The sequence below is a fragment of the Rhodococcus sp. IEGM 1351 genome (assembly GCF_030056875.1).
Taxonomy (GTDB): domain Bacteria; phylum Actinomycetota; class Actinomycetes; order Mycobacteriales; family Mycobacteriaceae; genus Rhodococcus_F; species Rhodococcus_F opacus.
Map to the genome: position 1 here is coordinate 25,092 of NZ_JASHKU010000045.1, position 13,242 is coordinate 38,333.

15 protein-coding genes are annotated in these 13,242 nt (G+C 65.6%); 14 read left to right on the forward strand and 1 reads right to left on the reverse strand.

The features are described 5' to 3' along the window. Window positions 1–14 precede the first annotated feature (14 nt). The 13 genes from prmC to QM806_RS39030 all read left to right on the forward strand — a co-directional run bounded on the left by prmC (window position 15) and on the right by QM806_RS39030 (window position 11,166). A complete protein-coding gene (gene prmC, locus QM806_RS38970) occupies window positions 15–944 on the forward strand; it encodes a peptide chain release factor N(5)-glutamine methyltransferase (protein WP_005571059.1) in 930 nt (309 codons plus the stop codon). Then, entirely contained in the window at window positions 941–1,597 is a 657-nt protein-coding gene (locus QM806_RS38975) for an L-threonylcarbamoyladenylate synthase (RefSeq protein ID WP_011594474.1), read from the forward strand. The genes prmC and QM806_RS38975 overlap by 4 nt, the downstream gene beginning before the upstream one ends. Next, window positions 1,594–2,775 (forward strand): glycosyltransferase family 4 protein, encoded by a 1,182-nt coding sequence (locus QM806_RS38980; RefSeq protein ID WP_005252952.1) that lies wholly within the window; start codon window positions 1,594–1,596, stop codon window positions 2,773–2,775. Before QM806_RS38975 ends, QM806_RS38980 begins: the two co-directional genes overlap by 4 nt. Before the next feature lie 38 nt (window positions 2,776–2,813). Further along, on the forward strand, window positions 2,814–3,287 hold the full coding sequence (locus QM806_RS38985) for a Cg1360 family ATP-synthase-associated protein (protein WP_007300049.1): 474 nt from the start codon (window positions 2,814–2,816) through the stop codon (window positions 3,285–3,287). 327 nt (window positions 3,288–3,614) lie between these two features. Beyond that, window positions 3,615–4,397, forward strand: coding sequence for a F0F1 ATP synthase subunit A (gene atpB / locus QM806_RS38990; RefSeq protein WP_005264492.1), 783 nt, complete (start codon window positions 3,615–3,617; stop codon window positions 4,395–4,397). A gap of 86 nt (window positions 4,398–4,483) precedes the next feature. Further along, entirely contained in the window at window positions 4,484–4,729 is a 246-nt protein-coding gene (locus QM806_RS38995) for an ATP synthase F0 subunit C (RefSeq protein WP_005252955.1), read from the forward strand. Window positions 4,730–4,736: 7 nt separating this feature from the next. After that, window positions 4,737–5,297, forward strand: a complete 561-nt coding sequence (locus QM806_RS39000) for a F0F1 ATP synthase subunit B (RefSeq protein WP_005264494.1) — start codon at window positions 4,737–4,739, stop codon at window positions 5,295–5,297. 5 nt (window positions 5,298–5,302) lie between these two features. Continuing rightward, on the forward strand, window positions 5,303–6,130 hold the full coding sequence (locus tag QM806_RS39005) for a F0F1 ATP synthase subunit delta (RefSeq protein ID WP_054248286.1): 828 nt from the start codon (window positions 5,303–5,305) through the stop codon (window positions 6,128–6,130). Window positions 6,131–6,192: 62 nt separating this feature from the next. Continuing rightward, on the forward strand, window positions 6,193–7,836 hold the full coding sequence (atpA, locus tag QM806_RS39010; RefSeq protein ID WP_005264497.1) for a F0F1 ATP synthase subunit alpha: 1,644 nt from the start codon (window positions 6,193–6,195) through the stop codon (window positions 7,834–7,836). Between the two features lie 48 nt (window positions 7,837–7,884). Next, complete coding sequence (locus tag QM806_RS39015; protein ID WP_005264500.1) at window positions 7,885–8,865, forward strand: F0F1 ATP synthase subunit gamma; 981 nt, start codon at window positions 7,885–7,887, stop codon at window positions 8,863–8,865. 3 nt (window positions 8,866–8,868) lie between these two features. Continuing rightward, on the forward strand, window positions 8,869–10,320 hold the full coding sequence (gene atpD / locus QM806_RS39020) for a F0F1 ATP synthase subunit beta (protein WP_005252960.1): 1,452 nt from the start codon (window positions 8,869–8,871) through the stop codon (window positions 10,318–10,320). Window positions 10,321–10,326: 6 nt separating this feature from the next. Further along, window positions 10,327–10,695, forward strand: coding sequence for a F0F1 ATP synthase subunit epsilon (locus QM806_RS39025; RefSeq protein ID WP_005252961.1), 369 nt, complete (start codon window positions 10,327–10,329; stop codon window positions 10,693–10,695). A 48-nt stretch (window positions 10,696–10,743) separates the two neighbouring features. Then, the gene (locus QM806_RS39030; RefSeq protein ID WP_005571048.1) at window positions 10,744–11,166 is read left to right on the forward strand and encodes a DUF2550 domain-containing protein; all 423 of its coding nucleotides are present in this window, start codon (window positions 10,744–10,746) and stop codon (window positions 11,164–11,166) included. Here the strand turns inward: QM806_RS39030 and QM806_RS39035 are convergent, their stop codons facing one another. After that, a complete protein-coding gene (locus QM806_RS39035) occupies window positions 11,167–11,742 on the reverse strand; it encodes a cob(I)yrinic acid a,c-diamide adenosyltransferase (protein ID WP_065491801.1) in 576 nt (191 codons plus the stop codon). A 54-nt stretch (window positions 11,743–11,796) separates the two neighbouring features. Here QM806_RS39035 and murA point away from each other — a divergent pair, with 54 nt between their 5' ends. Then, window positions 11,797–13,071 (forward strand): UDP-N-acetylglucosamine 1-carboxyvinyltransferase, encoded by a 1,275-nt coding sequence (murA, locus tag QM806_RS39040; protein WP_005571044.1) that lies wholly within the window; start codon window positions 11,797–11,799, stop codon window positions 13,069–13,071. The last annotated feature ends 171 nt before the right edge of the window (window positions 13,072–13,242 follow it).

A 13,242-nucleotide genomic window follows, 5' to 3' on the forward strand; every position in this document is an offset into this window, starting at 1 on the left:
GGCAGTCTGTACCTGTGAGTCGCCTTCCTCTTCGCCTGGCCCTGATCGACGCAACCGCGCAACTCGACGAGGCCGGGGTGCGTAGCTCCCGTGCGGATGCCGAACTGCTCGCGGCCCACCTGCTGGGGGTGGAGCGGACCCGGCTCGGCCTCGTCCCGCTGGTCGACGAGTCGGTGATCGACGCCTACAAGAAGATGGTCGACCAGCGCGCCAAGCGGATTCCGTTGCAGTACATCCTCGGTACCGCCGCGATGGGGGACATCGACATCGAGGTCGGCCCCGGGGTCTTCGTGCCGCGTCCCGAGACGGAACTGCTGCTCGGCTGGGCGCTCGCGTTCCTCGGAAGCTGCGATCAGCATCCGCCGGTGGTCCTCGACCTGTGCACCGGGTCGGGCGCGCTCGCGCTCGCGATCGCCAATGCCCGCCCCGACGCCGTCGTGCACGCCGTCGAACTCGAACCGCACGCTCTCGCGTGGGCCCGGCGCAACGCCGATGCCCGCGAACAGGCAGGTGACGCACCGATCCGGTTGTATCAGGGCGACGTGACCGATCGGACGTTGCTGGCCGGGCTCGAAGGCGGCGTCGACCTGATCGTGGCGAACCCGCCGTACATCCCGGAAGGTGTCGAGCTCGAACCCGAGGTGGCCGACCACGATCCGCACAGCGCGCTGTTCGCCGGACCGGACGGTCTGTCGGTCATCAAGCCGATGATCTCGAACGTCGCGCGCTGGTTGCGGATCGGGGGAGCGGTCGGCATCGAGCACGACGACTCCAACGGGTCCGACGTGGCGGCACTGTTCGCGTCCCGCCGGGTGTTCGGCGAGGTCGCGGAGCACCCGGACCTCGCCGGCAAGCCGCGCTTCGTGGTCGCCCGGCGCGTCGCAACGGATATCGAGGCGCAGCGTGCAGGGGCCGTCGCCGAGGGTGAAAGAATGGGCGGGTGAGTACCGTTTACGACTGTGGCCTTCCCGATTCACGCTCCGCCGGAATGAGTGCGGCCAAGAATGCGCTGAAGGCCGGGCGGCTCGTCGTGCTCCCCACGGACACGCTGTACGGAATCGGCGCGGACGCATTCGACAGCGAGGCTGTCGCCGCCCTCCTGCGGGCCAAGGGTCGCGGACGCGACATGCCGGTTCCCGTGCTCGTCGGCTCGTGGAACACGATCGACGGCCTGGTGTACAGCGTCCGCCCGCAGACGCGCGACCTGATCCGGGCGTTCTGGCCGGGCGGGCTGAGTCTCGTTGTGGAACAAGCGCCTTCGCTGGCGTGGGATCTCGGCGACACCCGGGGCACGGTCATGCTGCGCATGCCGCTGCACCCGGTCGCCCTCGAACTGCTGCGTGAAGTCGGACCGCTGGCGGTGTCGAGCGCGAACGTCTCCGGGCAGCCGCCCGCGACGACGGTCGAGGAGGCGCGCGAGCAACTCGGCGGATCGGCGAGCGTGTACCTCGACGGTGGTCGGGCCGAGCAGGGGCAGGCATCGACGATCGTCGACCTCACCGGCGCGACCCCCCGGATCCTGCGTGAAGGTGCCGTGCCCACCGGCGATGTCGCCGACGTGCTCGGAGTGACGGCGGAGAGCCTGTCCGCCCAGTGAGTGCTGCCGAATCGGCCGGCGTGGCGCTGGCCCAAGCAGGTGGGGGCGCGGGTGTCCCGCTGCGTGAACTCCTGCTCGTCCTCTTCACCGCTGCGGTGGTCACCTACCTGGCCACCGGGGCCGTGCGGCTGTTCGCGCTGCGGTTCGGGGCGGTGGCGGTGCCGCGGGACCGCGACGTCCATGTCACTCCGACGCCCCGCCTCGGCGGGGTCGGCATGTATCTCGGCATGCTCGTCGCGTTGTTGTTCGCGCAGCAGCTACCCGCCCTGACCAGGGGATTCGAGTTCACCTCCGACATTCCCGCGGCCCTGGTCTCGGGGTTCGTGATCGTGCTGGTGGGGGTGGTCGACGACCGGTGGGGCCTGGACGCGCTCACCAAGTTCGTCGGCCAGGTCACCGCGGCGGGGATCCTCGTCGTGATGGGGGTGAGCTGGTTCATCATCTATATGCCGTTCGGGGACGGCAGCACCGTCATCCTCGACCAGCTCCAGGCCGGTCTCGTCACGGTGGGTGTCGCGGTCGTGATGGTGAACGCCATGAACTTCGTCGACGGCCTCGACGGTCTCGCGGCGGGCCTCGGTCTGATCTCCTCGCTCGCGATCTGCGTGTTCTCGGTGGGGCTTCTGCACGATCAGGGCGGCGACGTCAGCGCGTATCCGCCCGCGCTGATCGCCGCGGCGCTGGCGGGTGCGTGTCTCGGATTCCTGCCGCACAACTTCCAGCCCGCCAAGATCTTCATGGGCGACTCCGGCTCCATGCTGATCGGCCTGATGCTCGCGGCCATCTCCACCAGCGCGTCCGGCCGCATCCCGCTGACCGCATACGGCACCCGCGACCTGCTCGGACTTCTCTCTCCGCTGCTCCTCGTCGGTGCCGTCATGTTCATCCCGATCCTCGACCTGCTGCTCGCCGTGGTCCGGCGTACCCGTGCGGGGGTGAGCCCGTTCAGTCCCGACAAGATGCACCTCCACCACCGGCTCCTGCAGATCGGGCACTCGCACCGTCGCGTCGTGCTGCTCATCTACTTGTGGGTCGGTGTCCTGGCGTTCGGCGCGGTCGGATCGGCCCTGTTCGACCGTCGCGTCGTCGTCCTCCTGGTTGCGGGAGGCCTCGTCTTCGCGCTGGTCGTCACGGCCGTCCCGTCGATTCGCGGACAGCAGCACGACCGTCGCGGCTGACCGGAGGGTTGCGGCGGACCGGCGAAGATCCACTACCCTTGGCGACCGTGACGTTCACCCCCGCCTCCGCCCCTGATCACACCGCATCGTTGCGGGCTGCCGTCCGCTACGGAGTTCTCGGTCTGATCGTGCTGGCAGTGGTCGGTTCGATCATCGCGTTTCTCGTCGCGGGCAAGCCCGGTCTGTACGGCGCTCTTCTCGGTGCGGCAGTCGGGGGAGGGTTCATCCTGTGCACCGCACTGGGTGTGCTGTTCACCGCGAAACTTCCGGCCTTGACGGCGGGAGCGGTACTGCTCGGTACGTGGTTGTTGAAGATGATCCTCGCGATCACGGTCCTGGCGATCCTCAAACCGCTCGACTTCTACGACAAGACGGCATTGGTGCTGGTCATGGTGCTGTCGCTGGTGATCGTGCTGGGGGCGGAGACGTTCGGAGTGCTGGGAACCAAGGCGCCGTACGTCGAGCCCACGCCGTCGGACGACGCCGGATCGCCGGAATCGGACGATAAGTAGTACTACGAGATGTAGTAAAATTGAATCGACCCGGACCCCGTCTACACAACGTCGTAGATGACTTGCTAAGGTCTGGGTCAAGCGAGAGCAATGAGAGTGCGAGTAAGTTACTCGCCGGTATTGCATGCTTGTAGGTGGCCGCACTTTCAGGGCCGCCGAGTCGACGAGAGTCGCCGACACCGACAGACGCTGGACTCGAACAGTCCGCAGCAGCTGACGAATACGCGAGTCGAGCTTGTCGACTTGTTTGATCGTCAATGTCCGATCGAACCGCAGTCAACGAAGGCTGCGGACCGACTACGGGAGAGAACGCTGAGCGTCATCAACGTGGCTGCTGGAGAAGAATTCCACGCGCCTTCCCTGAACGACTTCTTCCCGCCCGCGGTCCTGTTCGAAGGGACTCCGTTCGAACTCGACCGCCTGATGCTGGTTCGCATCCTGCTGTCCGGACTGATGATGCTCTTCTTCGTCATCGCGATGCGCAGCCCGAAGATCATTCCGCGCGGTGTCCAGAACATCGGTGAGATCGCGCTCGACTTCGTCCGGATCAACATCGCGGAAGAGATTCTCGGCAAGGAGCAGGGCAAGCGCTTCCTGCCGGTCATCACCACCATCTTCTTCCTGGTGCTCGCCAGCAACCTCGGCAGCATCATCCCCTTCATCAATATCTCGCCGAACGCACGAATCGGCATGCCGCTGGTGCTCGCCGCCCTGGCGTACATCGTGTTCAACTACGTCGGCATCAAGAAGTACGGCTTCTTCAAGTACGTGAAGAGCAGCATCGTGGTCCCCGGTGTTCCGCTTCCGCTGCACTTCCTGCTCGTGCCGATCGAGTTCATCTCGACGTTCGTCCTCCGGCCGTTCACCCTCATGGTTCGTCTCATGGCCAACATGCTGGCCGGCCACATCCTGCTGGTGCTGTTCTTCAGCGCCACCCAGTACTTCTTCTTCGTCTCCGGTGGCTTCCAGGCCGTGTTCGGTGTGGCCTCGCTTGCCGCCGGCATTGCATTCACCTTCTTCGAACTGCTGGTGATCTTCCTGCAGGCCTACGTTTTCGCGCTGCTCACATCGGTGTACATCGATCTGGCGCTGCACGCGGATTCGCACTAGCACCACAAGTTTTCACGACCAGCTACACCAAGAACTGAGCCTCCCGCCGAATCCGGCGGAGGTCAACAGAAAGGGAACGGAACACCATGAGCCTCGCCTACCTCGCTCAGGAAGCTGTCCAGGAAACCAACTCGACGGGCTTCGGAGCCATCGGCTACGGTCTCGCCGCGATCGGCCCCGGCATCGGCGTGGGCATCGTCGTCGGTAAGGCGATCGAGGGAATGGTTCGCCAGCCCGAGATGGCCGGACAGGTTCGTACCACGATGTTCCTCGGTATCGCCTTCACCGAAGCCCTCGCGCTGATCGGCCTCGTCGCCGGCTTCATTTTCTAAGACCGTCATGGCAGCCAACATCGCATTGCTCGCGGCAGAGGAAGAGAGTCACAACCCTCTCCTCCCCGCGACGTATGACATCGTTTGGTCGATCGTCTGCCTGGTCATCGTTGGTTTCGTCTTCTGGAAGTACGTCCTTCCGATGTTCCAGAAGGTCCTTGCCGAGCGAACCGAGCAGATCGACGGCGGCATCAAGCGGGCCGAAGAGGCCCAGGCCGAAGCGAAGGCGGCGCTCGAGCAGTACCGCGCCCAGCTCGCCGAAGCTCGCACCGAGGCTGCGCAGATCCGTGAGGACGCGCGCACCCAGGGGCAGCAGATCATCGCCGAAATGAAGGCACAGGCTCAGGAAGAAAGCGACCGCATCGTGGCCGCCGGCAACAGCCAGTTGGTTGCCCAGCGTCAGCAGATCGTCGCCGAACTGCGCGCCGATCTCGGCCGCACCGCGGTCGACCTCGCTGAGAAGGTCATCGGTGAGTCCCTCGCCGACGACGTCAAGCGGGCCGGCACGGTCGATCGCTTCCTGAACGAGCTCGACACCATCGGCGCAAATTCCGCAGCAGGGAAGTGAGCACCATGTACGCAGCGAGCCGTGAGGCCTTGACGCAGACCCGTGCTGCGTTGTCTTCGGCCTTGGGATCCGTCTCTGCCGGAGCAGCCACAGCGGCCGCGGCCCAGATCGGGGCCGAGCTGTTCTCGGTCGTCGAGATCCTGGACGAGCAGCGCACTCTCCGGAGTGCCCTGTCGGACACCTCGACGCCCGGGAACGTTCGCGAAGGTCTGGCCGAGCAGGTATTCGGTGGCAAGGTCTCGGCCGAGACCCTCGCCGTCCTGAAGGCGGCGGTGGGCCAGGACTGGTCCGTCACCTCCGACCTGCTCAACTCGCTGGTGCTCGTCGGTCGGGAATCGCTGCTGAAGGCAGCGGCCGATCAGGGACAGCTCGACGCTGTCGAGGACGAGCTCTTCCGCCTCGGCCGCATCGTTGCCGGTGACCCGAAGCTCGAGCAGGCACTGTCCGACCGTTCCGTGCCGGCGAAGAGGAAGCGTGAACTGCTCTCCAAGCTGCTGTACGGCAAGGTCACCGCTGTCGCCGAGGCGCTGGCGACCCAGGCAGTGGGCCGGTTGAAGAACTCCGCACCCGCGGACGCCTTCGACGAACTGTCGAATCTGGCAGCAGCACAGCGGGAAGCGGTTGTCGCCAAGGTGCGCAGCTCTGCTCCGCTGTCCAGTGAGCAGTCGGATCGGCTGACCGCCACCCTCACCCGTACCTACGGGAAGCCGGTGACGGTTCACGTGGAGGTCGATCCTGAACTCCTCAGCGGCTTGGTCGTCCGGGTGGGCGACGAGGTGATCGACGGCAGTGGCGCGGGACGTCTCGCAGCGCTGCGGAAGTCCCTCAAGTAGTCCGCAACCGAACCCCATACCCCAGATCTTTTCGAAGACCAGACACCGAGAGCAGGAAAAACATGGCGGAGCTGACGATCTCCTCCGACGAGATCCGTAGTGCGATCGAGAACTACACCGCGAGCTACTCCCCGGAGGCCTCCCGCGAAGAGGTCGGCCTTGTGACCGACACCAGCGACGGCATCGCGCACGTCAGTGGCCTGCCTTCGGCGATGGCCAACGAACTGCTGGAGTTCCCCGGCGGAATTCTGGGTGTCGCGCTCAACCTGGATGCCACCGAGATCGGTGCCGTCATCCTGGGCGATTACGAGCACATCCAGGAAGGCCAGGAAGTCAAGCGGACCGGCGACGTGCTGTCGGTACCCGTCGGCGACGCCTTCCTCGGCCGCGTCATCAACCCGCTCGGCCAGCCGATCGACGGCCTGGGCGAGATCGAGAGCAACGAGACCCGCGCCCTCGAACTGCAGGCTGCCTCGGTGCTCGAGCGTCAGCCCGTCGAGGAGCCGCTGCAGACCGGCATCAAGGCCATCGACGCGATGACCCCGATCGGCCGCGGACAGCGTCAGCTCGTCATCGGCGACCGTAAGACGGGCAAGACCGCCGTCTGCATCGACGCGATCCTGAACCAGAAGGCCAACTGGGAGACCGGCGACGAGAAGCAGCAGGTTCGCTGCATCTACGTCGCGATCGGCCAGAAGGGCTCCACCATCGCGGGCGTCAAGGCTGCCCTCGAGGAGCAGGGCGCGATGGAGTACACCACCATCGTCGCCGCCCCGGCCTCCGACTCCGCCGGTTTCAAGTGGCTCGCGCCCTACACCGGCTCCGCCATCGGCCAGCACTGGATGTACCAGGGCAAGCACGTCCTGGTCGTGTTCGACGACCTGACCAAGCAGGCCGAGGCGTATCGCGCCATCTCGCTGCTGCTGCGTCGCCCGCCGGGACGTGAGGCATACCCCGGTGACGTCTTCTACCTGCACTCCCGCCTGCTGGAGCGTTCGGCCAAGCTGTCCGACGCCCTGGGTGGAGGCTCGCTGACCGCGCTGCCGATCATCGAGACCAAGGCCAACGACGTCTCGGCCTACATCCCGACCAACGTCATCTCCATCACCGACGGTCAGGTGTTCCTCGAGTCGGACCTGTTCAACAAGGGTGTCCGTCCCGCCATCAACGTCGGCATCTCGGTGTCCCGAGTCGGTGGCGCCGCGCAGACCAAGGGCATGAAGAAGGTCTCCGGTTCGCTGCGTCTGGAGCTGGCTCAGTTCCGTGAGCTCGAGGCGTTCTCCGCCTTCGCCTCCGACCTGGACGCCGCCTCGAAGGCACAGCTCGAGCGTGGTGCCCGCCTGGTGGAGCTGCTCAAGCAGGATCAGTACAGCCCGATCCCCGTCGAGGACCAGATCGTGTCGATCTACCTCGCCGGCGAAGGTGTCTTCGACAGCGTGCCGGTCGGCGACGTCCGCCGCTTCGAGGCCGAGCTGCTCGACGAGCTGCACCGCACCGCCTCCGGCGTGTACGAGAGCATCAAGGGCGGCAAGGCCCTCGACGCCGACAACGCCAAGGCGCTGGTCGAGGCCACCGACAAGTTCAAGGAAACCTTCATCGCGTCCGACGGAAGCCGGGTCGTGAACGAGGCCGAGGCCGAAGCTCTGGACGCCGGCGAGGTCGGCCACGAGCAGATCAACGTCAAGCGCACCACCGTCAGCAAGTGAGCGGCCTGCCCATGATGCTGCGAAACATGAAGGGAGAGTGATCGATCGATGGCAAGCATTCTCGAACTGAGGTCTCGCATCAAGTCGGTCAACTCGACCAAGAAGATCACCAAGGCCCAGGAACTGATCGCGACGTCGCGCATCACGAAGGCACAGTCGCGCGTTGCCGCGGCGAAGCCGTACGCCGAAGAGATCACGAAGGTTCTGTCGGAGCTGGCGAGCGCGTCGGCTTCGCTGGACCACCCGTTGCTCAACGAGCGCACCGATCCCAAGCGGGCCGCGGTTCTGGTCGTCACCAGCGACCGCGGTATGTGCGGCGGTTACAACTCCAACGTCCTCAAGGAGGCCGAGGAGCTGTTCCAGCTGCTGCGCAGCGAGGGCAAGGATCCGGTCATCTACGTGCTCGGATCCAAGGGCCTGGGGTACTACACGTTCCGTGGCCGCGACTTGGGAGGTGCGTGGACCGGGTTCTCCCAGGATCCGGGCTACTCCGACGCTGCCAAGGCGAGTCGGCACCTGGTCGACCTGTTCATGGCCGGATCCGGCTCGGAGGTCCCCGCGCCGAACGGCGAGGGCACCATCGAAGGCGTCGACGAGCTGCACATCGTGTACACCCGCTTCGTGTCGATGCTGACCCAGTCTCCCGAGGTTCGCCGGATGGCTCCCCTCGAGGTGATGGTCTCCGAGGAGCGCGTCGAACTCGGCGAAGACATGCTGTCCAACGGTCACGGATCCAGCAACTCGGAACCGGTCGCCGGATACAACTTCGAGCCGGAACCCGACAAGTTGCTCGGTGCCCTGCTGCCGAAGTACATCAGCACCCGCATCTACTCCTCGCTGCTGGATGCTGCGGCGTCGGAGTCGGCTGCCCGTCGTACCGCCATGAAGGCGGCGACGGACAACGCAAACGAACTGGTGAACACGTTGAGCCGTCAGGCAAACCAGGCTCGCCAGGCCCAGATCACCCAGGAAATCAGCGAGATCGTCGGCGGCGCGAATGCGCTTGCCTCGAGCGCAGGAAGTGACTAAGCAATGACCGCAGCAGTAACCGAAAACAACGGGGCAGGCTCGGGTTCGTCCGTCGCCGGCCGCGTCGTGCGGGTCATCGGTCCCGTCGTGGACGTTGAATTCCCGCGTGGCGCTATTCCTGAACTGTTCAACGCCCTGCACGCCGAGATCACGCTCCCCTCGGTCGCCAAGACGCTGACCCTCGAGGTCGCACAGCACCTCGGCGACAACCTGGTGCGCACCGTCTCGATGCAGCCGACCGACGGCCTGATCCGCGGCACCTCGGTGTCCGACACGGGCAAGCCGATCTCGGTTCCCGTCGGTGACGTCGTCAAGGGCCACGTGTTCAACGCACTGGGTGACTGCCTCGACGCTCCCGGAACGGGTCGCGACGGCGAGCAGTGGGGCATCCACCGCAAGCCACCGGCCTTCGACCAGCTCGAGGGCAAGACGGAGATCCTCGAGACCGGCATCAAGGTCATCGACCTCCTCACCCCGTACGTCAAGGGTGGAAAGATCGGTCTGTTCGGTGGTGCCGGTGTCGGCAAGACCGTTCTGATCCAGGAAATGATCACCCGTATCGCCCGCGAGTTCTCCGGAACCTCGGTGTTCGCAGGCGTCGGTGAGCGCACCCGTGAGGGCACCGACCTTCACCTCGAGATGGAAGAGATGGGCGTCCTCCAGGACACGGCCCTCGTCTTCGGCCAGATGGACGAGCCGCCGGGAACGCGTATGCGCGTCGCTCTGTCCGCGCTGACCATGGCGGAGTACTTCCGCGATGTCCAGGGCCAGGACGTGCTGCTGTTCATCGACAACATCTTCCGTTTCACCCAGGCCGGTTCCGAGGTGTCGACCCTGCTCGGTCGTATGCCTTCGGCCGTGGGTTACCAGCCGACCCTGGCTGACGAGATGGGTGAGCTGCAGGAGCGCATCACCTCGACGCGTGGTCGCTCCATCACCTCGCTGCAGGCGATCTACGTGCCCGCCGACGACTACACCGACCCGGCGCCGGCCACGACGTTCGCGCACCTCGATGCCACCACCGAGCTGTCGCGTCCGATCTCGCAGATGGGTATCTACCCCGCTGTGGACCCGCTGACCTCCACCTCCCGCATCCTGGAGCCCGGCATCGTCGGTGCCGAGCACTTCCGGGTCGCCAACGAGGTCAAGCGCATCCTGCAGAAGTACAAGGAACTGCAGGACATCATCGCCATCCTCGGTATGGACGAGCTGCAGGAAGAGGACAAGGTCCTCGTCGGCCGTGCCCGCCGTCTGCAGAAGTTCCTCGGCCAGAACTTCATCGTCGCCGAGAAGTTCACCGGTGAGCCCGGCTCCGTGGTGCCGCTCCGCGACACCATCGAGGCGTTCGACCGCATCTGCAAGGGCGAGTTCGATCACCTGCCCGAGCAGGCGTTCAACAGCTGTGGCGGACTCGACGACGTCGAGGCTGCAGCCAAGAAGATCGCCGGGAAGTAGTCGACGATGGCTGAGATGACCGTGGAACTCGTCGCTGTGGAGCGACGGTTGTGGTCTGGTTCGGCGACTCTCGTCAGCGCACAGACGACCGAGGGCGAGATCGGCGTCATGCCTGGGCATGAGCCGGTTCTCGGACAGCTGGTCGAGGCCGGAGTGGTTGCGATCACGACGGCCGACGGTGAGCGTATCGTCGCTGCTGTGCACGGCGGGTTCCTGTCCGTGACCGCGAAGACAGTCACGATCCTCGCCGAGTCAGCCGACTTGGCCGAGGACATCGATGTGGAAGCGGCCAAGGCCGTGCTCGCAGAGAGCGGAGACGATCTCGAGGCGATTGCTGTCGCCAAGGGTCGGATCCGCGCTGTAGAGCGCGCTTAGGCTGCACGAGAAAGACCGCGACGGAGCCGACGAACAGTGACAATCGGAATGACTGTGTTGATCATTCTGGTTGTGCTGCTCGCGGCCTTCGTCGCGGTCTTTTTGTATCGGCTTGCAGTACTGCGCCGCGGTGGCACCGCGGCGATCCTCCGGGTGACGCCTGCCCCGGGGGACACCGGGTGGCGCCACGGCGTCATCCGCTACGGCGAGGGTTCCCTCGTCTTCTTCAAACTGTCGAGTTTGCGTCCCGGCCCTGATTCGCGCATCGACCGCCAGGGCATCGAAGTCGCAGGTCGTCGCAGCCCGGAGGGCTCCGAATTCGACATCATGTCCGAGGAAATCATCATCCTGTCGGTCAAGGACCGCGGTAGCTCGTACGAGATCGCATTGGACGGGGGAGCGTTGACCGCGTTCCTGTCCTGGGTCGAATCACGGCCGTCCGGCCGATCGGTTCGCGGTCGCCGACTCTGATCAGGCCTTTCCGGCCCCGGGCTTCCAGAGCACGTCGCCTTCGGGGTTCGCGAGCCTGCTGACGATGAACAGCAGATCCGACAGCCGGTTGAGGTATTTCGCGGGGAGTGCGTGGGTGGTCTCCGGGTTCGCGTCGACGGCCGCCCACGCAGACCGTTCGGCCCGCCGGGTCACGGTCCTCGCCACGTGCAGCAGAGCTCCCAGTGCCGTGCCGCCGGGGAGAATGAAGGAGTTCAGCGGCGCCAGGGCTTCGTTCAGTTCGTCGCACCAGCCCTCGAGACGGTCGATGTACTCGTCGGAGATCCGCAGTGGCGGGTACTTCGGTTCGGCCTCCAGCGGGGTGGAGAGGTCGGCGCCGGCGTCGAACAGGTCGTTCTGGATCTGCCGCAGGATCGACCGGATCTCCTCGGGCGGGTCGCCCAATGCCACCGCGACCCCGATCGAAGCGTTCGCCTCGTCGCAGTCGGCATAGGCGATCAGCCGCGGATCGTTCTTCGACACACGGGAGAAATCGCTGAGTCCGGTGGTCCCGTCGTCGCCGGTCCGGGTATAGATCTTGGTGAGGTGTACGGCCATAGCGTTACGGTACCGGCCTCCGGGGTCGGCATCCCTGGCTCTAGGCTGTGTTCTGTGAGCGAACGCTTCCTTGTCACCGGCGGTAACCGCCTCGTAGGTGAAGTGTCTGTCGGGGGCGCGAAGAACAGCGTTCTCAAGCTGATGGCGGCAGCGCTGTTGGCAGAGGGCACCACAACTGTCACCAACTGCCCGGACATCCTGGATGTCCCCTTGATGGCCGACGTCCTGCGCGGCCTCGGCTGCGAGGTGGACCTCGACGATTCCATCGTCCGGATCACCACACCCGCCGAGCCCAAACACCACGCCGATTTCGCGGCGGTACGTCAGTTCCGCGCGTCGGTGTGTGTGCTCGGACCGCTGGTCGCGCGATGCCGTCGCGCGGTGGTCGCGCTACCGGGTGGTGATGCCATCGGTTCGCGGCCCCTCGACATGCACCAGTCGGGGCTGCGGTTGCTGGGCGCTCACAGCACGATCGAGCACGGCTGCGTGGTTGCGCAGGCCGACGACCTGCACGGTGCGAACATCCGGCTCGCGTTCCCCTCGGTGGGGGCGACCGAGAACATCTTGATGGCCGCCGTACTCGCCAAGGGCGAGACGGTGATCGACAACGCGGCGCGCGAACCCGAGATCGTCGACCTGTGCAACATGCTGATCCAGATGGGCGCGAAGATCCGGGGTGCCGGCACGTCCACGCTGACGATCCAGGGCGTCCCCAAACTCGAGCCCACCACGCACCGGGTCATCGGGGATCGGATCGTCGCAGCGACGTGGGGGATTGCCGCGTCGATGACCCGTGGCGACGTGCGCGTTCGCGGAGTCAACCCGAAGCATCTCGGCCTGGTGCTCGACAAGCTGCGGGTCGCCGGAGCCGACGTCACGGCCGAGGCCGACGGATTCCGGGTGGTCCAGGAAGCACGGCCTACGGCCGTCAACTTCGCGACCCTGCCGTATCCGGGTTTCCCCACCGACCTCCAGCCGATGGCCATCGGTCTCGCCGCGGTCGCGGAGGGAACGTCGATGATCACGGAGAACGTCTTCGAGGCGCGGTTCCGTTTCGTCGAGGAGATGATCCGGCTGGGTGCCGATGCGCGGACGGACGGTCATCACGCTGTGATCCGGGGAATCGCGCAGCTGTCGAGTGCGCCGGTGTGGTCCTCGGACATCCGGGCAGGCGCCGGCCTGGTGCTGGCGGGGCTCGTCGCCGACGGGGTGACTGAAGTACACGACGTCTTCCACATCGACCGGGGCTACCCCCGATTCGTCGAGATCCTCCAGGAACTCGGTGGCCGGATCGAAAGGGTGGACGCAGATCCAGGCTCTGAGCGGTGAGTCCGGCGTCACAGCGGCCCGGGCGAGCGGCAGAACGCCGGATCGGTTCCGGCGCACCGGCTCTGACCAGCAGAATCTGAATCGACGAACACCGTGACCTGGCGATTTGGCAAGCAGTTTCCCTTCGCGTAACTTATTCCAGGTCAGAGCGACACGGACACCGACCCCGGC